This window comes from Salinicoccus cyprini (assembly GCF_007713705.1).
GTDB classification, from domain to species: Bacteria; Bacillota; Bacilli; order Staphylococcales; family Salinicoccaceae; genus Salinicoccus; species Salinicoccus cyprini.
In genome coordinates this window covers 143,496-163,211 of record NZ_VMSJ01000006.1, presented here as the reverse complement: position 1 = coordinate 163,211, position 19,716 = coordinate 143,496, and the positions used below count along the sequence as shown (strand labels likewise).

The following is a 19,716-nucleotide window of genomic DNA, read 5'->3' as shown; positions in this document are numbered from 1 at the left end:
AATCTGCCTCCTACTCCTATTACGCATCCCAGTCGAGCTGGTCCATAAATGCGTGTATATCTTCGAAAAGTTGCTGTTTTTCCTTATCTATTGTCAGAACGTGACCGGACTCCGGGTACCACTTGAGCTGTTTCTCCTCATCTTCCGTAGAAGCTTCTTCAAAGATGATATTTGCAGAATCCGGGTTGATCATCTGATCCTGTTCGGATTGAGCGACAAAGAGAGGAACGAACACGTCCGGCAGGCTGTCCTTGGCGCGTGCAATCATATCACGCACTTCATCCAGCATCCCGGTCGGCTCAAACTTCGTCATCTCCCGCTCGATTTCCTCTTTTGTCTTGCCTTCCATCTTTTTGAATCCACGGGCGTACTCAAGCACCCCTTCGTACATCGTCTCCCGATCCTTCAGGTACATCGGACTGCAGATTGTCGCGATGCCGACGACATCACGCACTGTCGCGAGCCGTACTGCAAATACGCCACCCAGGGAGAGGCCGGCAACAAAAATCTTCTCATATCCGCGTTCCACGAGAAAGTCATAGGCTTGGAGCACTTCCGACCACCATACATGCGGACTTGATCTGAGCAGATTCTCAGGCGGTTCTGCATGCCCCTCGTAATGGGGTGCATATGACGTGATGCCCTGCTTCTGAAGATAGCGTCCGAGCTGTCTGACATCCGATGAATTACCGGTGAATCCATGAAGCAGCAGCACTGCCTGCTCTCCTTCTTCAAAGAAAAATGGTTGCGGTAACTGTATCTTCATTATTTATACCCTACTTTCAATTCACTAATTTCATTGTACGTCAAAAACTGCTCTTAGAAAAATAAAAACCCCCTATATCATAGGGGGCTCCGTTCATTAGCTTAAATATGTGAGCAGCAGCATGATCATGAAGAACAACAATGACAGTATGACCGTTGCCCTATGAAGTATGAGATCCATGCCACGCGCTTTTTGTTTACCAAATAATTGCTCTGCACCGCCACCGATTGCACCTGAAAGGCCGGCACTTTTCCCTGACTGTAGCAATACCACTGCAATTAAAGATATACAAACGATAATCAGAAGCACAACGAGTAATGTTTGCATGTGGTAATCCCTCCGAATGATAGTAACATTAGAAATTCTATCAGAAATACGGATGGATTGCAAACTTGACCTGGTGCCTCCTATTCATTCTCCGCATCTTTGAACCGACTCATTCTCGACAATGCAAACGTTACTGCAAATGCTGTCACAATGGCTATGGCTATGGATATGATGAAATATGGGATGTCAGTCGGTACGATTGAAATGATTCCCGGAATGGCAGCTGCACCAAGGGCTGTCGCTTTGACATCGAACAGACCAACGAAGAATGCACCGACCGCCGAACCGATGATTGCTCCGATAAACGGATATCTGAGTTTCAGATTGACACCGAACATTGCTGGTTCCGTTATGCCGAGCAGTGCGGAAATTCCGGCAGCGGAGGCCGTCCCTTTCATCTTCTTACCTTTGATGATGACAAAGACTGCCAGAGCTGCAGCACCTTGCGCGACATTCGACATGGAAGCGATCGGGAAGATGAAAGAACCACCGGTAGACGCCTGGTTGGCAATCAGCTGGGTCTCAATCGCGATGAAGCTGTGGTGCATACCAGTAATGACTATCGGAGCGTAGAATAGACCGAATAATGCTGCACCTACAGGGCCACCAAAATCATAGAGCCACATCAGTCCTCCTGACAGGAAATCCCCTGCTGTGCGTGTCAATGGTCCTACAAAAAGGAACGTGACAAACCCTGTAATGAAAAGTGAAAACAGCGGTGTAAGTATGATGTCTAGGGCGGAAGGGACGATTTTTCTGAACTGGATTTCAAGTTTGGCGAGTATCCAACTTGCTACAAGTATCGGTAATACCTGTCCCTGGTACCCGACCTGCTCAATGGAGAGGGAGAAGATATCCCAAGAAGGAATCGGATCACCTGCTGCCACAGCATTCGGATAATCATATCCATTCATGAGGGCAGGGTGGACCAGCAGCATGCCGAGGGCTGCACCAAGGTAAGGATTGCCTCCAAATCTTCGCGTAGCACTGAACCCTATCAATATAGGCAGAAATACAAAAGGCGCATTGGCGAATATATCAATCATATTCGCCAGGTCAGCCAAACCTGGATTGGCTTCTATGACAGAGGCTTCATCATAGAATAGTCCTTCGGCAACCAGCAAGTTGTTTATACCCATGAGCAGCCCTCCAGCAACAATGGCTGGTATGATTGGCACAAAGATGTCTGACAGCATTTTAACGAATTGCTGTATTGGGTTCATCTTTTTATTGGACCTTTGGGATACTTCCGATTTTGTCGATGCCTCCTTGCCGGTGATTTTTGACATCTCATTGAATACTGTGTTTACAGTGCCGGTGCCTATGATGATCTGATACTGTCCTCCGGTAGAGAATGTGCCTTTGACAATATCCATATCGCTGAGCGTTTTTTCATCGACCAGACCTTCGTCATTCAACACCATTCTCAGACGCGTCGCACAGTGCGTCATCGCGTCGATGTTCACTTCGCCTCCGAGCGCTTCGATTATCTTTTTTGCTTCATCGTTGTAGTTCATTGCAAACCTCCCATAAATGTTTCGACTTCATGCTTATCCGGTATGCTGCTGATTGCACCTTTTTTCATCGTCGTCATCGCCCCGACGGCATTGGCGAATCCGAGTACTTCCCGTCCCGTCTCTGCCAATGTACTGTAGGGAGAAGATCCACTCTCCGTCAACTTATGTATGACGGCACCGATAAAGGCATCCCCTGCCCCAGTCGTGTCGACTGTCAGTACAGTGTACCCAGGGTGGCTGAACATGGTGTTATCCTTCAGGATGACTTCGCTGCCATCAGGTCCTTTTGTGAAAATAACTACTTTTACATTTCCGGTAAAAAGCGCTGAAATCGCCTTTTTTTCATCTTCGATGCCAGTGATGAACCGAATCTCCTCATCCGATACCTTGATGATGTCAGCCATAGGAATAAAAGATTGTACCGTCTCCTGATAAGCTGCCTTATCCTCCCAGAGCGGCAGGCGAATGTTGGGATCGAATATAATCGTGCCGCCAGCCGTCTTCATCTTCCCTATTGCAGCCTCATGTGCCAATTTCATGTCACTTTCTACTAGGTCGACCGAGCAGAAGTGAAGAATATCGTCCGCGCTGAACTCTATCCCATCAATTTGTGAAGGATGATAGAGCAGATCGGCAGAGGGATTCCTATAAAATGAAAAGTCCCTGTTTCCTGTGTCATCGAGCGAAACGAAAGCCAAACCGGTATTTGCCTGTTGTGTACGAGTAATGTATTCTGTTTTGACGCCCGCACCTTCCAGCGTATCCAGAATCTTGTCACCAAAAGCATCTACGCCAAGCTGTGTCAGCAAGAAAGATTCCCCGCCAAGAATCGCATGAGTTGCAGCAACATTTGCCGGCGCACCACCAACCTGGGGTTCAAACCCACCAACATCCTTCAACTTCGTTCCTTTTTCTTCAGGGATGAAGTCAATCAGTGCTTCTCCCATTGTAAATAGACGTTTCATTACTCGACCTCCAGTTCATATATATTCAGATCATCCAAACTGATATTGTGGGCACTGATATCATGAGTGCTCGCTTCACTGAACATCCTGCTCGTGAAAACATATTTTCCATGGTTGATGAAAAGCTCTATACTACTGACATCAACAATGGCTCTCAAATGATGCACCGGCTCCTCCAACGCTGCCTTCCGGTATTCCGGATACCTGCACTCGACCTCGTGGTTGAAGTGTCTTCTGATTTGGATTTCTGATCTGCTGCTGGAATACGTGATTTCAAAATATTCATCTCCGCTATCCAGGAGACAAAGTGTGAAATCGTCCATCGTTCTCACGTTTACTTCAAGATCGTATGTTTCAGGCAGGTCGACTATTTTGGATCCTTTATACCTGCTGTCATGTGCTTTTCTATATTTCATCAACTGAGGAATAGGTTCCTGGAACAGACGACCATTTTCAATCGATAGTTTCCTTGGAATAGTGAGACAGTGCGCCCATCCATCTTCGTCACTTGGATAGCCGGTTTCCGGCAAGCCCATCCACCCAATAAGGATGCGCTCTCCCGAACTATTTTCAAACGTCTGAGGGGCGTAGAAATCATACCCGTAATCCATAAGATGAAATGCGTCATGATCCATAACAGCCGTTTCGTAATCGAATTGTCCGACAATGCACCCTGATTGATATACATTCAGATAACCCGTGTCATTTGCAATGCCTTGTGGAGAAAAAAGCAGAACATCATACCCATTAAGGTTGAACATGTCAGGACATTCCCACATATAACCAAAATCAGCCAGCCCCGTCTTTACCTCAGCATGGAAACGCCACTCCTTCAGGTCTTTGGAATGATAAAGTACCACACACCCTCGTCCTCCAGTCGTTTGGGCTCCGACAATCATGTAGAAGGTGTCTTCATGACGCCACACTTTCGGATCGCGGTAGTGCTCCGTGTAGCCGGGATGAGGTCCTTCTATAACCGGCTCTTTCTCTTCGACTACACCTGTCTCTTCGTTGAATACCCCACGGATCTGATATGGGGTCCGATTCCAATCTTCGCTTCTATGGTTGCCTGTATAGAAGATCTGGATATCCTCTTCATGGAGGAGCGCCGAACCGGAATAGGCACCATGGGACTCCCAGGTCGTGTCCGGAATATTTGCTGCACCTTCATATTTGAATTCGATCAGATCTTTTGAAGAAGCATGATACCAATACTTTAATCCATGAACCGCACCAAGCGGAAACCACTGGAAGAAGATATGATAAGTATCTCCCTTCTGAACCAGTCCGTTCGGATCATTCAGTAACCCGGAGACTGGCTGCACATGGAACTTCTGACGCCATCTTGCTTTTTCAACACTATGCAATAGGGCCTCATATTCCTCTATGAAAACATCTTCGATTTTTCTGTAGCGCTCTGTCCGTGACCACTCTTTCATAACAGTACCCCTTTCTTTTCGGAACCGGTTCCAATAAGCATTAAAAAAAAAGTGAACCGCTTTGTTCACTTAAACTTTATACCTGATTTTATTTTTTGTCAACGCTTTCATTTATAATTAGTTCATTTCCTACATGCTGTATCATTGAAATACGCTCTCCATCGATCAGTTTCAGTATGCTTTCAGCCGCCTTTTCACCTGCTTCGAAATAACCAAATCGCACAGTCGTCAAAGTCGGCGTGACGATGTTTGTCGTATTATATCCTCCAAAACCTGTGATGGACAGTTCATCCGGAACACTGATGCCGCGTTCAATTGCATGCTTCAAGGCTGCCAGTGCAATATTATCGGTTGCGCAGATCATGACTTCAGGTACAGAGGCTTCGAAGATGACGCCTATATCATCGAATGCCTCACTATAATTGAAGGAGGTCTCTGCCGTTTTACATGTTATTCCCAGAGTGTCGAAATAATCCAACACGCCATCCCGCCTTTTTATCCCTACTGCTTCATCCGTATCGGAGACACCGAGGTACAAAAGGTCGTCCTTGAAGTAACGGGCTATATATTCCGCCATTTTCCGCCCTGCCCCGTAATCATCGTGGATGATGCAATGAACGCCTTCTGAAAATTGCCCCACGATGACCACTGGTATATCCACACTGTTTATGATGGACATATGTTCGGCCGTCATATGGGTTGCCATCAGTATAATACCATCCACACGCTGATTGAAAAGAGCTTTCAGCCCTTCCATCTCACGATTTATATCTTGATTAGTATAATATATGATGGACTGTAAACCGGAGTCATGGAGCACTTTATCAATCCCCTTGAAAGTTTCATTCGCAGCAAACGAATCCACTCTGGGTACGATCACACCGAGCATGTTGGTACGCTTGGCTTTCAGGCTCTGGGCAAAACGGTTCGGTTCATAATTATGTGTCTTGATGATTTTTTCTATTTTCTCTTTGGTCCTCTGACTGACAGACCCGTTATTCAAATACCTGGATACGGTGCTCTTCGATACACCGGCCAGTTGACTGATCTTCTCTATATTCATTAGCCTCACCACTTTGAATCATTGAGTTTGAACTATAGTATATCACAGGATACTTTCTCATTAACGATACATGGCATAAGCAGTCGACCATCTGATCCACCAAAAAAAACAGCCCCTGAAAAGGGGCTGCCATCAAATCAACTTCTTCTACTTCTGATCCAGGTTGTAGAATGAAGCAAGTCCTGAATATTTTGCTGTTTCGAACAGCTCGTCTTCGATTCTGAGGAGTTGATTGTATTTTGCTACGCGGTCAGTACGGGATGGTGCACCTGTCTTGATCTGTCCTGCATTGACAGCGACAGCGATATCAGCGATTGTCGTATCTTCTGTTTCACCGGAACGGTGGGAGATGACTGCTGTATATCCGGCGCGTTTCGCCATTTCGATTGCTTCGAATGTCTCTGTCAGTGTACCGATCTGGTTCACTTTGATCAGAATGGAGTTGCCGACGCCTTCTTCGATGGCACGGGCAAGCTTCTTCGTGTTTGTAACGAAGAGGTCATCACCGACAAGCTGGACTTTTGAACCGAGTTTTTCTGTCAGAAGTTTTGTACCTTCCCAGTCATTCTCGTCCAGTCCGTCTTCAATTGAGATGATTGGATACTTCTCGATCATTTCAGCATACCAGTTGACCATCTCTTCTGATGTGTACGATTTGCCTTCGCCTTTAAGCTCATATTTCTTTGTATCCGGATCATAGAACTCGCTGGATGCAGCATCCATTGCGAGACGGATCTGTTCTCCAGGCTTGTATCCGGCTTTTTTCACTGCTTCGATGATTGTGGATAGTGCTTCCTCGTTGGAACCGAGGTTCGGTGCGAATCCACCTTCATCACCGACGCCTGTGTTGTAGCCTTTATCTTTCAGTACCTTTTTCAGATTGTGGAAGATTTCAGCACCCATGCGCAGGCCTTCCTTGAATGATTCCGCACCGACCGGCATGATCATGAATTCCTGGATGTCCACGTTGTTATCCGCATGCTCCCCGCCATTGATGATGTTCATCATCGGTACTGGAAGCTGGACTGCATTGAATCCACCCAGATATTTGTAGAGTGGCTGTCCAAGGAAATCTGCAGCTGCTTTCGCTACAGCCATTGATACACCAAGAATGGCATTGGCGCCAAGCTTGCCTTTGTTTTCAGTACCGTCAAGTGCGATCATCATCTTATCGATGGACACCTGCTCAAGTACACTGAATTCGCCATCGACAAGTTCAGGTCCAATGACTTCGTTGACGTTCTCAACTGCTTCTTCGACACCTTTTCCAAGGTAGCGTGTGTCATCTCCGTCACGCAGTTCAACAGCTTCGTATTCTCCTGTGGAAGCACCTGAAGGAACCAGTGCGCGACCGAAAGCGCCGCTTTCTGTCAGTACTTCCACCTCGACTGTCGGATTGCCCCGGGAGTCAAGAACTTCACGTGCATAAACATCTGTAATTAATGGCATAGCAATGTCTCCTTTTTTGTTGGTTTCTATATTATTACCCGAAAAGATGTTCTTTTCGGCAATAATCATCTGATCAGACTTTCTCCTGTCATTTCTTCCGGCTGTTCAATCCCCATCAGATCAAGAATCGTCGGGGAAAGGTCCGCCAGACGACCGCTTTTCACTTCTGCGCCTTCTCTGGTGACGATTACCGGCACAGGGTTTGTCGTGTGTGCAGTCATCGGTTCTCCATCGATCGTTGTCACTTCGTCCGAATTGCCGTGGTCCGCCGTGATGATTGCCGTTCCGCCCTGGGCGATGATCTCGTCCACAATCGGTCCGAGACACTCATCCACCGCTTCAATGGCTTTGACTGTCGGCTCCAGCATACCACTATGGCCGACCATATCCGGATTGGCGAAGTTCAGGATGACCATATCAAGGTCTTCTTTACGAAGCTCCTCAAGACATCTGTCCCGCACTTCATAGGCGCTCATTTCCGGTTTCAAATCGTACGTCGGCACTCTCGGCGAATCCACAAGCACTCTGCGTTCACCGTCAAACTCCTTGTGGCGTCCCCCGCTCATGAAGTAGGTGACATGTGGGAACTTTTCAGTTTCTGCAATGCGCAGCTGCTGCTTCCCGGCTTTCGATACAACCTCACCGATGGTGTTGACGATGTCCTTCTTTTCAAATACAACGTCTGCCAGTACATTATCACTATACTTGGTGAAAGTGACAAATTTAAGATCGGAGTACTTCCTGTCGATCTCGAATCCCATGAATTCCTGGTTGGTATAGATTTCGGACAGCTGTGCGGCACGGTCGGGACGGAAGTTGTAGAAGATGACTGCATCATCATTCATCACGCCCCGGTCGTAGTCGCCATCATGTCCGAAAACGATGAACGGCTTGACGAATTCGTCATAGATGCCTTCGTCATAGCTTGCCCTGATGCCGGCTTCGGCACTGGCATACCTCTTGCCGACACCATTTGAGATCGCCTGATAGGCCATTTCCTCCCGGTCCCATCGCTGGTCGCGGTCCATGGCATAGTATCTGCCGCTTACTGTGGCAAACTCACCGATGCCGATCTCCTCAAAACGCTTTTCGGATTCCTGAACATATCTGATGGCAGAGTCCTGCGAAACATCCCGACCATCCAGAAAGGCATGAACATAGACGTTTTCCACTCCCTTTTCCTTGGCCATCCTGAGTATGGCGAACATATGCTCATAGTGCGAATGGACGCCGCCGTCACTCAAAAGACCCATGACGTGCAGAGCGCTGTTATTATCATTGACATGCTCCATTGTATCGAGGAGTACTTCATTATTGTAGAAGTCCCCATCTTCAATGGATTTGTTGATTCTTGTCAGACTCTGATAGACGATACGTCCAGCACCGATATTGAGGTGACCCACTTCGGAATTCCCCATCTGGCCTTCCGGCAGGCCGACGTCAAGTCCGCTTGCCAGAAGCTCGTTATGCGGATACTTTTCGAAGAACCGGTCGAAATTGGGCTTTTTGGCCGCTTTGACGGCATTCCCTTTTTCCTCATCCCTGTTGGCGAAGCCATCGAGAATGATCAGACCTACTGGTTTGGACATTATTTAGCACCTTCCAACAGTTGAACGAAGGAATCAGGCTTCAAGGAGGCGCCACCGACGAGTGCACCATCAATATGCGCCTGTGCCATATACTCCTTGACGTTTTCAGGTTTTACGGAACCACCATACTGGATGCGCACCGCTTCCGCCGTCCCATCATCGTATAGCGAAGCGATCGTCTCACGGATGATACCGCACATTTCATTGGCATCTTCGCTTGTTGCAGACTTGCCTGTACCAATCGCCCAAATCGGCTCATACGCAATGACGGATGCTTTGACCTGGTCTTCAGTCAAGCCATCCAATGCTTTTGAAATCTGATCCTTCACCTTGTCCGTCGCCTTGCCCGATTCACGCTCTTCATCCGTTTCGCCACAGCAGATGATCGGCACAAGATTTTTGGCATGGAGTGCATGCGCCTTCCTGTTCACTGTCTCATCCGTTTCATTGAAGTGCTCCCTGCGCTCGGAGTGGCCGATGATGACGTACTGTACGCCAAGGTCCTTGAGCATGGATGGAGAAACTTCTCCCGTAAATGCACCACTGTCTTCGAAATGACTGTTTTGTGCACCGACGCCGATTTCCAAGTCTTTCGTCTTTTCAACCAGTGAAGGCAGGTGGATGAATGGGGCACATATTGCGCTTTCCACTTCGGAACTTCTCGGCAGTTCGCCAAGTGCGTCAATAAATTCATTGCCTTCTGAAATCGTTTTGTTCATCTTCCAGTTTCCTGCTATAAATGGGGTTCTCATAATCTTCCTCCTCATATTGTTGAAATCAAACGCTGTCTACTTATCGTCGATTACGGAAAGCCCTGGAAGTTCCTTGCCTTCCAGATACTCAAGAGATGCACCGCCGCCTGTAGAGATATGAGAGAAATCGTCCGCATATCCAAGGTCCATGGCTGCAGCTGCAGAGTCGCCGCCACCGATGATTGTTGTCGCCTCATCCAGTTCAGCAATGGCTTTGCATACACCGATTGTACCTTTGGCGAAGTTCTCCATTTCGAATACGCCCATCGGCCCATTCCATACGACTGTCTTCGCACCTTCAAGTACTTCCTTGAATCTCTCAACCGTCTTCTCACCAATGTCGAGGCATTCCATGTCCGCAGGAATTTCATCTACAGAAACCGTTCTATGCTTGGCATCAGGAGCGAAGTCTTCTGCTGCAACGACATCGACAGGCAGCACAATCTTATCGCCTGATTCCTCGAGCAGTGTTCTGGCCATGTCCACCTTGTCTTCTTCAAGCAGCGACTTGCCGATCTCCTTGCCCTGTGCCTTGAAGAATGTATAGGCCATGCCGCCACCGATGATGACACGGTCTGCCTTATCGAGTACGTTCTTGATGACACCGATCTTATCGGATACTTTTGCACCACCGAGAATGGCGACGAATGGGCGTTCAGGCGCATCGATTGCACCGCCGATGAAGTCGATCTCCTTCTGCATGAGGTAGCCGGATACTGTCTCCAGATTATTGCCGATGCCTACATTCGAAGCGTGGCTTCTGTGTGCTGTACCGAATGCATCATTGACGAAGATATCACCAAGTGATGCCCAGTACTTGCCGAGTTCCGGGTCATTGCCGCTTTCCTTCTTGCCATCGATATCTTCGAAACGGGTGTTTTCGAACATCAGGATGCCGCCATCTTCAAGATTGCTGATACCCTGTTCAAGCGCTTCTCCACGTGTGTGGGGAACGAATGCGACATCCGTATCCAGCAGTTCGGTCAGTCTTTCAGCGACCGGCTGCAGCGTCTTATCCTTCTTGTCCTCTTCCGTCTTCACTTTGCCGAGGTGGGAGAAAAGAATGACCTTTCCGCCCTGTTCAATGATATACCTGATTGTAGGGAGTGCCTGTACAATACGGTTGTCGTTCGTGATTTCCCCATCCGACATCGGGACATTCAAGTCAGCGCGAAGCAATACTTTCTTGCCTTTCAGTTCAACATCTTCTACAGTTTTTTTCATTGCCGTGCCTCCTATGCTTTTCTGTTCATCTTCATTATACCCATCTATAAATCGGAATAAAATAAAAACGGGCGGTTCCCCGCCCGTTTTTATTAATCAAACTTACTGATTGCTTTTCACCATGTGGTTAAGTGTTCTGACAAGCTGGGCAGTATAGGACATTTCATTGTCGTACCATGCAACTGTACGTACGAGCTGTTTGCCGTCTACATCAAGGACACGTGTCTGTGTCGCATCGAAGAGTGAACCTGCTTTGATGCCGATGATGTCAGAAGAGACGATCTGATCTTCATTATAGCCGAAAGAAGGGTTCTCAGCATTTTTCATCGCTTCGTTCACTTCTTCAACTGTGACTGATTTTTCAAGTACTGTTGTTACTTCTGTCAGGGAACCTGTTGGTACCGGTACACGTTGCGCACCACCGTCAAGCTTGCCTTCAAGCTCAGGAAGCACCTGACCGATTGCTTTTGCAGCACCTGTGGAGTTAGGCACAACGTTCACTGCTGCTGCACGTGCACGGCGGTAGTCGCCTTTAGGGTGCGGTGCATCCAGTGTATTCTGGTCGCCTGTATATGCGTGGATTGTTGTCATCAGTCCGCTCTGGATACCAAACTCGTCGTTCAGCACTTTGACGACCGGTGCCAGGCAGTTCGTTGTACATGAAGCAGCGGAAACAACTTCCTCTGATCCATCGAGTACATCTTCGTTGACACCGTAGACGATTGTTTTCATATTGCCTTTGCCTGGTGCAGAAACGAGCACCTGCTTGGCACCGGCTTCGATGTGCTTTCTCGCGCCTTCTTCGTCGGTGAAGAAACCTGTGCACTCGAGTACTATATCGATATCCAGATCGCCCCAAGGCAGTTCTGCCGGGTTCTTCTGGTTGAAGGATTTGATTTCGTTGCCATTGATCTTGAAGCCGCCTTCAATCTGCTCGACTTCGCCTTCAAAACGTCCCTGAGTTGTATCATATTTGAAAAGGTGTGCAAGGAAATCATCATCTGTAAGGTCGTTTACTGCAACTACCTGCATATCATCGTAATTCTGAATTTCTCTCGCTGCCAGTCTTCCGATACGTCCAAATCCATTAATTGCTACTCTAACCATGTTTAATGGCCTCCTTGATTTCATATATAATATTATTTGCTATCCAACAGAAATTGCGCGATGGTCTCATCAATGAAAAGTACGGTATTCTTCGGTGCAATCTTCATGTAGGCGCCGACTGCCTCCTTCTTGCTGCTGCCTCCGGCAACGGCAAGTATGGCCTGCTTGCTTTCAAGATCTTCGAGCTGAAGGCCGATCGTTCTGACTTTGCTGACGATATCGCCACAAGCATTGAAGTAGTAGCCGAAGGCTTCACCGACTGCCTCCTTCTCTTCAAGCTCTGAGAGCGTCTCCCGGCTGACATTCCGCCGGTGTGCCATTGTGAATGCTTCGCCGATGCCGTGGATGACATAATGCGACTTCCTGTTCAGTTCAGCAACTTCCATCACCGAAGGCTCGGCCTTCAGTGATTCGAAGACATTTTCTCCGACGTTATCGGGGGCATGGAGCACCTTGTGCTCCCCACCGGCAGCCGTAGCAAGACGGCTTGCGATGGAATTCGCCTGATTGCCGATTTCTTCCCCGAGCCCGCCGCGAGCCGGTACAAAAAGTACATGCTCATTGACAGGTTTGAGATGGTTGCCTACATTTGCCATCGTAGAGCCGCCTGCTACAGAAATGACTGCGCCATCAAAGAGCATCTTCTGAAGCTCTTCGGCCATCAGCTTCGGCAGCGCCTGCTGAAGTTCAGGATTGTCATCGGCGTCACCACGAATGATGAAGAAATCCTGTAGTGCGTACTTCTCCTTCAATCTGCGTGCAAGATCCGTTCTGCGGTCGAGCGTCGTCATGAAAGGTGAAAGATCCTGCAATACTTCAATACCCGCTCGGGAAATGGATATGCCTTTTTTATCAATGACGATCAGGTCGAGATTCTGAAGTGTATCCACTTCCTTCCTCAGAACCCTTTCCGTCATGTTGAGCTGTCTGGCAAGTGTCCGGCGTCCGATGGGCTGATGCGATTCAATCTGCTTCAGTATGCTTGAGCGTTTCTGCAATTCCATGATGATTTCCGGCGCTATGCGTTTCTGGATGTCCAATAGCTTTTGCCACATGAGACTCAACACCTCTCGTTAAAGTGAGACGTATTACGTCCCACTAGGGACAAAAAATAATTACACACTTAATATATCATACATATTAAATAATGCAATTATTTATCTTTCGCTATTCTGTTATTTACCCAGGTGGGTCTTCAAGTAATCATAGACATAGGCGAAATCGATGATGCCTTCCTGGACGACATTGCCTTCATGCATCAGCACAGGTACACGAATCATGTATTCCTCCTGCAGCACTTCGTCCTCATCTATATCCAAAGTCCTCATCTGGACATCATTGTACCTGAGTTCGGACAGTGCAAGGTTGATCTGTTCTTTTCCTTCATCGCATAAAGGACATTTCTTTCTTGTATAATATGTCAGTTCCAGCATATTCATACCCTTTCTTTTTTCAGTTTCTTTCTGACTGCCTGCAATACCTGATCGATCATTTCGGTACTGATGATGCCCATCGCGATGGCCAATGAAATCAGTGCGGCTTCAAATCCATACTCCAGAGCAGTCATATAGTCTTTCAGTACAACGTGACGCATGGCATTATATGCAAGGCCGCCGGGCACCAGCGGAATGATGCCGCAGGTGATGAACGCAATGATCGGCATTCTTTTATGGCGTGAATAGAAGATTGCGATCATGGATAGTGCGATTGCACCCAGATACGTAGCCAGGATCAGATCCATCCCGGCTTCCCGGCAAGCGTAGAAGACAAGCCAGCCGAATGCCCCTGTAACGCCGCAGCTGGCCAGTGCCTTCCTCGGCGCATTGAAGAGGACGCCGAAACTTGCAGAAGCGAAGAAGCTCAGTACAAATTGATAGAAATAGATCATTCGTGCGCCTCCTATACCAGCAGGAATACCAGACCGACGCCTGCACCGATGGCAATGGCCGTCAGAGCGGCTTCCGCGCCTTTGATCACGCCGGCCATCAGGTGGCCGCGGATCATCTCCCGGATTGCATTCGTAATCAGTACTCCAGGCACAAGCGGCATGACACCGGCAATGATGATGGTATCGAGCATGGTGCCGTAACCGCTTTCGACAAGCGCAATCGAAACAACCGCTATATAGAGGGCAGCGAAGAATTCAGTAAAGAATTTGACCCTTGTATAGCGCTGGATGCCTTCCATGATGAAAACCCCACCGGCACCGGCGATGAAAGCAGCCGGCAAGTCGGCGGCTGTACCATCGAAAAGCAGCAGAAATAGAAAACCGATGGCACCACCGGAGAGAACAACCAGCCAGAAGGGGAAAAAATCGGTATTATGGATTTTTTCCAGACTGCTGATTGCCCGCTTGAGTGGCAGACCTGCCGAAATACGCCTCGACAGCTCATTGACGCTCATTATCTTCTCCAGATTGTTGGCCCGTTCGTCGATGCGTACCGTCTGTGTGAGCGCATAATCGTTCATGGAAAAAATAATGACCGTGGGAGTGACGAATACTTGGGCATTTTCAATACCGTAACTGGATGCGATGCGCAGCATCGTATCTTCAATCCGATATGTTTCAGCTCCACTTTCCAGCAGCATCTTGCCACAATTGACGGCAATGTAGAATACATCGCGCACAAAATCTTCGCTAAGGACTTTATCTGGAGCTTCCATAACCTCAAGTTCGCCACTCACACGGCCCACCTCGATCTAACACCCCCGGAGAGGATCGAACTCCCATCTCAAGAACCGGAATCTTACGTGTTATCCATTACACCACGGGGGTATGATTAAATTATATTTCGGAACGCAATAAAGCAAATATAAGTATAGCAATAAATAAGAATGAATTAAAGCCTTAATTTTACTCTTCTCTACACAAAGTGTTTCTTTTGACCTTATTTGACTAATATGGTATAACTGAATCAGTGAAAGAAAGCCAAACACAATACCAGGAGGTAATACAATGAATCTCATTCCTACAGTTATTGAACAGACAAACCGCGGGGAACGTGCTTATGACATCTACTCGAGACTGCTGAAGGACAGGATCATCATGATCGGTACGGGCATCGATGACAATGTTGCAAACTCCGTAGTCAGCCAGCTGCTCTTCCTGCAGGCTCAGGACCCTGAAAAGGATATCTTCCTATATATCAACTCACCAGGCGGCAGCGTTACAGCCGGCATGGCAATCTACGATACAATCCAGCACATCAAGCCGGACGTACAGACAATCTGTCTCGGTATGGCGGCATCCATGGGTTCCTTCCTGCTGGCAGCAGGCGCCAAAGGCAAAAGGTTTGCCCTGCCGAACGCTGAAGTGATGATCCACCAGCCACTCGGTGGTGCGCAAGGTCAGGCGACTGAAATCGAAATCGCAGCCAAGCACATTCTGAGAACACGTGAGAAGCTCAATAAGATTCTTGCTGAACGTACGGATCAGCCTCTCGATAAAATCGAGAAGGATACGGATCGCGACTTCTTCATGACAGCAGAAGAAGCAAAAGAATACGGTCTTGTCGATGAAGTCATGGAGCCTGAAAAACTCCAGGGCTAGTCGAGGACTGCCCGAAAAGCCGGAAGATTTTCCGGCTTTTTTATTTTTTTGACCAAAAATCGGTTATGATCTGTGCGTAGAGGTTATAATCACATTAAGGAGCGTGATGATATGAATGTACTGATTACGGGCGGCACAGGATTTGTCGGATCAAGGCTGACAGAGATTTTGAAGCAGGAATACGATCATGTCTATATACTCACCCGCAGCGAGCGCACTTCCGATCATCCATATGTCCATTATGTAAAGTACGACCCGGATCATCCGGAGGATGATGCATGGATGGATGAGATGCCGCTTAAAGTTGATGTCATATACAACCTTGCCGGGGCTTCACTCCAGGATAAGTGGACGGATGAACATAAGGAAGCCATCTATAATTCAAGAATGGATGTGACACGCATGCTCAGACGCTATGCGGCACAGGCTGAAGTCACACCGGGTGCGCTTGTCAGTGCCAGCGGCATCAATTACTATCCTGCGAGCAAAAGTGTGCGCTATACGGAATCGGATACGTTTGCAGCGCATGATTTCCTATCGACTGTAGTGACTGCATGGGAAAATGAAGCCAAAAAATTCGAGGACCTCGGCGTCAGGGTGGTCTGTGCCCGCTTCGGACTCATCCTTGATTCAAAGGAAGGTGCCTTGCCGAAAATGAGCATACCATACCGATTGGGTGCGGGCGGACCTCTTGGCAGCGGGGAACAGTGGTACAGCTGGATCCATATCGACGATGTGCTCAATGCCCTCCTCTATACCGGCGTACATTCGAGCATCAGAGGTCCAGTCAACATGACAGCACCGATGCCGTTGAGACAGAAAACTTTCTCCAAGTATCTGAGTTCCGCGCTCGGCCGTCCGGATTTCTTCAAGACACCGGCTTTTCTGATTGAAAAGATTCTCGGGGAACAATCCATTCTGGTTCTTAAAGGCCAGTATGTACTGCCGGAAGTCCTGATGGAAAATGACTTCAAATTTGTTTTCCCTACTCTGGAAATCGCGCTTGAGAATATTTTCGACCTTGAAGACAAGAAGAAGACGGTCTCCGACTGATCATATCTGAAACGGCAAAACGCGTGTACTTGATTATAAGTACACGCGTTTTTATTTGAATATGATCTCTTCGCCGCTTCTCAGCTTGTCTGCGATGGTATCCAGCTTTCTCAACCGGTGGTTGATGCCGGACTTTGAAATGGTGCCTGTCGACACCATTTCTCCGAGCTCCTTCAAAGACACATCCTGATGTTCCACACGCAGCCGTGCGATTTCCCTGAGCCGTTCGGGCAGTTCTTCAAGACCAATCTCCTGATCAATGAACTGGATGTTCTCAACCTGGCGCATCGCCGCACCGATTGTCTTGTTCAAGTTGGCCGTCTCGCAGTTGACGAGCCGGTTGACCGAGTTTCTCATATCTCTGACAATCCGGATATCCTCGAACTTGAGAAGTGCCTGATAGCCGCCGATCAGACTCAGAAATTCTGCAATCTTCTCCGCTTCCTTCAAGTAGGTGATATAGCCCCGTTTGCGTTCTATATGTTTGGCATTGAGCTCATAGCCGTTCATCAGTTCGGTCAGACTTTCTGCATGTTCCTCATACAGGGAGAATATTTCCAGGTGGTAGGCCGATGTTTCAGGATTATTAACTGACCCTCCGGCAAGAAAAGCACCGCGCAGGTAGCTGCGGATGCAGCATTCATTCTTTTTGACAGTATCACTGACCTCATGGGAGAGCACGCCGTCCTTCATGATGTCGAGATCCTCAAGCACTTTCCTGCTGTCCTTCTTGATGCGCGATATATATACATTATTCTTTTTAAGCTTCATCTTTCTGCGTACGAGCAGTTCTATTTCCACCCCGTAGAGATTACGGATCAGTGTGAATATCCTTCTGGCTATCGCCGCATTTTCAGTCTGTATGTTGATGATCCATTCTCCGTTGAAATGACTCAATGCCCCATTCATCTTGATGAGTGCGGACAGTTCACTCTTCATGCAGCATGGCTCCACTTCGATCCTAGATAATTCATTTTTCATCTCGGAAGCAAATGACATGCGATCACGCCCTTATCGTTTATTTCTTATACTGCAGTGTGCTGATTTCCCTGAGGGCAATATCATATATGATCTCCGCCAGCACCTTATTATCATGGCGCACTGCACCTTCTGCATCGATTTCGACGAGTCGATGATCGGTTACAACAGTCGCGCCCATCTCTTTCAGACGCTCCCTGTCGCTTTCCACAGTGGTCATATCGTTGCGGTTGTAGTAGTCGGATATGCGACCTTTGATGTCCTCTTCATTCAGGATGATGAAATCGATGGCATTGTGTCCCATATGCTTGTTGATTGCGTCCAGATGATCTGCTGCAGAATAGCCGACAGTCTCCCCGATCTGGGTCATGATGTTGGATACATATACTTTTATGCCCCGCGCCTTGCCGATTGCCTCCTTCATCCCTTCAGGTATGAGGTTCGGTATGATGCTTGTGTACAGGCTGCCTGGTCCAAAGACGATGACATCCGACTTTTCGATGGCCTCGATGGCTTCCGGTGTCGCTACAGTGTCATTCGGTATCAGGTAGACTTCCTCTATCTTCTGCTTCACTTCCGGAATGTAGCTCTCTCCGACGATGATCGAATTGTCTGCCATCCTTGCGGCAAGCTTTGGACTGATGTTGGTCGATGGAATGACCGTCCCTTTCACATTGAGAATTTTGCTCAGTTCTTTGACAGCCACAGCGAAGTCGCCTGTCATGTCATACATGGCGGCAAGCATCAGATTACCGAGCGCATGGCCGCCAAGCGCCTCTTTTCTGAAGCGGTAGGCGAACAGGTTCTCAAGTTTCGTTTCCACATCACTCAGTGCAGTCATGACGTTTCTGATATCCCCCGGTGCCGGCATATCAATCTGGTCACGTATGATTCCGGTCGATCCGCCATCATCAGCGACGGATACGATAGCGGATATATCAACAGGATATTTTCTCAAGCCTCTGGCCAGTACACTGAGACCTGTTCCGCCACCGACAAGTGTGATCCTAATCTTTTTCATTTTCTGAACCTTTGACCGGCGCATCCCTATGCACCGCCCGGATTGCAAAATCAAAATCCTCACTGATATCATGCACCAGCTTCTCAGCAAGCGTCACCGAACGATGCTGGCCACCGGTACATCCGATGGCGATGATGAGCTGGGATTTGCCCTCCTTCATGAACTGCGGGAGCATGTACTTGAGCAGATCATAGAGTTTGGCATAGAATACTTTCGTTTCCTTCCACTTCAGGACATAGTCGGACACCGGCTTATCCAGTCCTGTCTGGGGACGCAGTACATCGACATAGTGCGGGTTCGGTAGAAAACGCACATCGAATACAAGATCAGCATCAATCGGAATGCCGTGCTTGAAACCGAAACTCATCACATTCACATTGAACACGGGGCGGTTCTCACCGGCATTCTTGTCGAACATCATGCCTCTGAGTTCCTTTGCCGATGTATTTGTCGAATCGAGAATATGTGTCGCATGGCCTTTCAGTTCATCCAGCAGCTCGCGCTCCTTCGTAATGGCATCCAGCAGATTCATCTCATGATCCAGCGGATGGGCCCTGCGGGTTTCCTTATAGCGTGTGACAAGGCGATCATCCGAAGCATCGATGAAAAAGATTTCCAGAGCGAGATCCGGGTGGTCCCTCAGCTTTTCGATCTCTGCAACGAGGCGGTCGAAGAATTCCTTGCCTCTCAGATCGATACCGAGACCAACACGATCCATCTGGCCGTCCGTCGTCTCCATCAGTTCGACCACTTTCTGAAGCAGGATGGGCGGCAGGTTGTCGATGCAGAAGTATCCCATATCCTCCAGTGCTTCGATGGCTACGGATTTTCCGGCGCCGCTCATGCCTGTTACAATAATCAGCTGCTTCATTGCCCCACGTCCTCTTAAGTAGTTTTATGTGTGCTTTCTATTAAT

The 19,716-nt window shown here is 48.1% G+C and carries 20 protein-coding genes and 1 tRNA gene; 2 read left to right on the top strand and 19 right to left on the bottom strand.

Annotated features, from left to right (window positions below; translation table 11 throughout):
* Positions 1-19 precede the first annotated feature (19 nt).
* The 16 genes from FO441_RS12405 to FO441_RS12330 all read right to left on the bottom strand — a co-directional run bounded on the left by FO441_RS12405 (position 20) and on the right by FO441_RS12330 (position 14,974).
* Positions 20-766 carry an alpha/beta hydrolase gene (locus tag FO441_RS12405; protein ID WP_145290785.1) on the bottom strand — a complete coding sequence of 249 codons (747 nt, stop codon included), beginning with the start codon at positions 764-766 and terminating at the stop codon, positions 20-22.
* 96 nt (positions 767-862) lie between these two features.
* Positions 863-1,093, bottom strand: a complete 231-nt coding sequence (gene secG, locus FO441_RS12400) for a preprotein translocase subunit SecG (RefSeq protein WP_145290782.1) — start codon at positions 1,091-1,093, stop codon at positions 863-865.
* An 80-nt stretch (positions 1,094-1,173) separates the two neighbouring features.
* A complete protein-coding gene (locus FO441_RS12395; protein ID WP_145290780.1) occupies positions 1,174-2,610 on the bottom strand; it encodes a sucrose-specific PTS transporter subunit IIBC in 1,437 nt (478 codons plus the stop codon).
* Positions 2,607-3,575, bottom strand: coding sequence for a carbohydrate kinase family protein (locus tag FO441_RS12390; RefSeq protein WP_145290777.1), 969 nt, complete (start codon positions 3,573-3,575; stop codon positions 2,607-2,609). Before FO441_RS12390 ends, FO441_RS12395 begins: the two co-directional genes overlap by 4 nt.
* Positions 3,575-5,014 (bottom strand): glycoside hydrolase family 32 protein, encoded by a 1,440-nt coding sequence (locus FO441_RS12385; protein ID WP_145290774.1) that lies wholly within the window; start codon positions 5,012-5,014, stop codon positions 3,575-3,577. Before FO441_RS12385 ends, FO441_RS12390 begins: the two co-directional genes overlap by 1 nt.
* Before the next feature lie 88 nt (positions 5,015-5,102).
* Positions 5,103-6,077 carry a LacI family DNA-binding transcriptional regulator gene (locus FO441_RS12380; RefSeq protein ID WP_145290771.1) on the bottom strand — a complete coding sequence of 325 codons (975 nt, stop codon included), beginning with the start codon at positions 6,075-6,077 and terminating at the stop codon, positions 5,103-5,105.
* Between the two features lie 147 nt (positions 6,078-6,224).
* Positions 6,225-7,526, bottom strand: a complete 1,302-nt coding sequence (eno, locus tag FO441_RS12375) for a phosphopyruvate hydratase (RefSeq protein ID WP_145290768.1) — start codon at positions 7,524-7,526, stop codon at positions 6,225-6,227.
* Positions 7,527-7,591: 65 nt separating this feature from the next.
* Entirely contained in the window at positions 7,592-9,118 is a 1,527-nt protein-coding gene (gene gpmI / locus FO441_RS12370) for a 2,3-bisphosphoglycerate-independent phosphoglycerate mutase (protein ID WP_246095149.1), read from the bottom strand.
* Entirely contained in the window at positions 9,115-9,867 is a 753-nt protein-coding gene (gene tpiA, locus FO441_RS12365) for a triose-phosphate isomerase (RefSeq protein WP_145290763.1), read from the bottom strand. The genes gpmI and tpiA overlap by 4 nt, the downstream gene beginning before the upstream one ends.
* 36 nt (positions 9,868-9,903) lie before the next feature.
* Entirely contained in the window at positions 9,904-11,091 is a 1,188-nt protein-coding gene (locus FO441_RS12360) for a phosphoglycerate kinase (RefSeq protein WP_145290760.1), read from the bottom strand.
* A gap of 102 nt (positions 11,092-11,193) precedes the next feature.
* Positions 11,194-12,198, bottom strand: a complete 1,005-nt coding sequence (gap, locus tag FO441_RS12355) for a type I glyceraldehyde-3-phosphate dehydrogenase (protein ID WP_145290757.1) — start codon at positions 12,196-12,198, stop codon at positions 11,194-11,196.
* Positions 12,199-12,230: 32 nt separating this feature from the next.
* Entirely contained in the window at positions 12,231-13,253 is a 1,023-nt protein-coding gene (locus FO441_RS12350) for a sugar-binding transcriptional regulator (protein ID WP_145290755.1), read from the bottom strand.
* Between the two features lie 120 nt (positions 13,254-13,373).
* Complete coding sequence (locus FO441_RS12345) at positions 13,374-13,631, bottom strand: glutaredoxin family protein (RefSeq protein WP_145290810.1); 258 nt, start codon at positions 13,629-13,631, stop codon at positions 13,374-13,376.
* 2 nt (positions 13,632-13,633) lie between these two features.
* The gene (locus tag FO441_RS12340) at positions 13,634-14,086 is read right to left on the bottom strand and encodes a threonine/serine exporter family protein (RefSeq protein ID WP_145290753.1); all 453 of its coding nucleotides are present in this window, start codon (positions 14,084-14,086) and stop codon (positions 13,634-13,636) included.
* 11 nt (positions 14,087-14,097) lie between these two features.
* Positions 14,098-14,883 (bottom strand): threonine/serine exporter family protein, encoded by a 786-nt coding sequence (locus tag FO441_RS12335; protein ID WP_237605479.1) that lies wholly within the window; start codon positions 14,881-14,883, stop codon positions 14,098-14,100.
* A gap of 19 nt (positions 14,884-14,902) precedes the next feature.
* Positions 14,903-14,974 (bottom strand) — tRNA-Arg (locus FO441_RS12330).
* A gap of 180 nt (positions 14,975-15,154) precedes the next feature.
* Here FO441_RS12330 and clpP point away from each other — a divergent pair.
* Positions 15,155-15,748: an ATP-dependent Clp endopeptidase proteolytic subunit ClpP gene (clpP, locus tag FO441_RS12325; RefSeq protein ID WP_145290747.1), complete on the top strand. Its 594-nt coding sequence runs from the start codon at positions 15,155-15,157 to the stop codon at positions 15,746-15,748.
* Between the two features lie 111 nt (positions 15,749-15,859).
* Positions 15,860-16,801 (top strand): TIGR01777 family oxidoreductase, encoded by a 942-nt coding sequence (locus FO441_RS12320; protein ID WP_145290744.1) that lies wholly within the window; start codon positions 15,860-15,862, stop codon positions 16,799-16,801.
* A 51-nt stretch (positions 16,802-16,852) separates the two neighbouring features.
* Here FO441_RS12320 and whiA read toward each other — a convergent pair whose 3' ends face one another.
* The 3 genes from whiA to rapZ are packed head-to-tail and all read right to left on the bottom strand — an operon-like array spanning position 16,853 to position 19,671.
* Positions 16,853-17,800: a DNA-binding protein WhiA gene (gene whiA / locus FO441_RS12315; RefSeq protein ID WP_145290741.1), complete on the bottom strand. Its 948-nt coding sequence runs from the start codon at positions 17,798-17,800 to the stop codon at positions 16,853-16,855.
* A 19-nt stretch (positions 17,801-17,819) separates the two neighbouring features.
* Complete coding sequence (locus FO441_RS12310) at positions 17,820-18,800, bottom strand: gluconeogenesis factor YvcK family protein (RefSeq protein ID WP_145290738.1); 981 nt, start codon at positions 18,798-18,800, stop codon at positions 17,820-17,822.
* A complete protein-coding gene (rapZ, locus tag FO441_RS12305) occupies positions 18,787-19,671 on the bottom strand; it encodes an RNase adapter RapZ (RefSeq protein ID WP_145290735.1) in 885 nt (294 codons plus the stop codon). The genes FO441_RS12310 and rapZ overlap by 14 nt, the downstream gene beginning before the upstream one ends.
* Between the last annotated feature and the right edge of the window lie 45 nt (positions 19,672-19,716).

Bases quoted from the DNA above. Each gene is read 5' to 3' on its own strand.
- FO441_RS12405 (WP_145290785.1), bottom strand. From the start codon at position 766: ATGAAGATACAGTTACCGCAACCATTTTTCTTTGAAGAAGGAGAGCAG.
- secG (WP_145290782.1), bottom strand. From the start codon at position 1,093: ATGCAAACATTACTCGTTGTGCTTCTGATTATCGTTTGTATATCTTTA.
- FO441_RS12395 (WP_145290780.1), bottom strand. From the start codon at position 2,610: ATGAACTACAACGATGAAGCAAAAAAGATAATCGAAGCGCTCGGAGGC.
- FO441_RS12390 (WP_145290777.1), bottom strand. From the start codon at position 3,575: ATGAAACGTCTATTTACAATGGGAGAAGCACTGATTGACTTCATCCCT.
- FO441_RS12385 (WP_145290774.1), bottom strand. From the start codon at position 5,014: ATGAAAGAGTGGTCACGGACAGAGCGCTACAGAAAAATCGAAGATGTT.
- FO441_RS12380 (WP_145290771.1), bottom strand. From the start codon at position 6,077: ATGAATATAGAGAAGATCAGTCAACTGGCCGGTGTATCGAAGAGCACC.
- eno (WP_145290768.1), bottom strand. From the start codon at position 7,526: ATGCCATTAATTACAGATGTTTATGCACGTGAAGTTCTTGACTCCCGG.
- tpiA (WP_145290763.1), bottom strand. From the start codon at position 9,867: ATGAGAACCCCATTTATAGCAGGAAACTGGAAGATGAACAAAACGATT.
- FO441_RS12360 (WP_145290760.1), bottom strand. From the start codon at position 11,091: ATGAAAAAAACTGTAGAAGATGTTGAACTGAAAGGCAAGAAAGTATTG.
- gap (WP_145290757.1), bottom strand. From the start codon at position 12,198: ATGGTTAGAGTAGCAATTAATGGATTTGGACGTATCGGAAGACTGGCA.
- FO441_RS12350 (WP_145290755.1), bottom strand. From the start codon at position 13,253: ATGTGGCAAAAGCTATTGGACATCCAGAAACGCATAGCGCCGGAAATC.
- FO441_RS12345 (WP_145290810.1), bottom strand. From the start codon at position 13,631: ATGCTGGAACTGACATATTATACAAGAAAGAAATGTCCTTTATGCGAT.
- FO441_RS12340 (WP_145290753.1), bottom strand. From the start codon at position 14,086: ATGATCTATTTCTATCAATTTGTACTGAGCTTCTTCGCTTCTGCAAGT.
- clpP (WP_145290747.1), top strand. From the start codon at position 15,155: ATGAATCTCATTCCTACAGTTATTGAACAGACAAACCGCGGGGAACGT.
- FO441_RS12320 (WP_145290744.1), top strand. From the start codon at position 15,860: ATGAATGTACTGATTACGGGCGGCACAGGATTTGTCGGATCAAGGCTG.
- whiA (WP_145290741.1), bottom strand. From the start codon at position 17,800: ATGTCATTTGCTTCCGAGATGAAAAATGAATTATCTAGGATCGAAGTG.
- FO441_RS12310 (WP_145290738.1), bottom strand. From the start codon at position 18,800: ATGAAAAAGATTAGGATCACACTTGTCGGTGGCGGAACAGGTCTCAGT.
- rapZ (WP_145290735.1), bottom strand. From the start codon at position 19,671: ATGAAGCAGCTGATTATTGTAACAGGCATGAGCGGCGCCGGAAAATCC.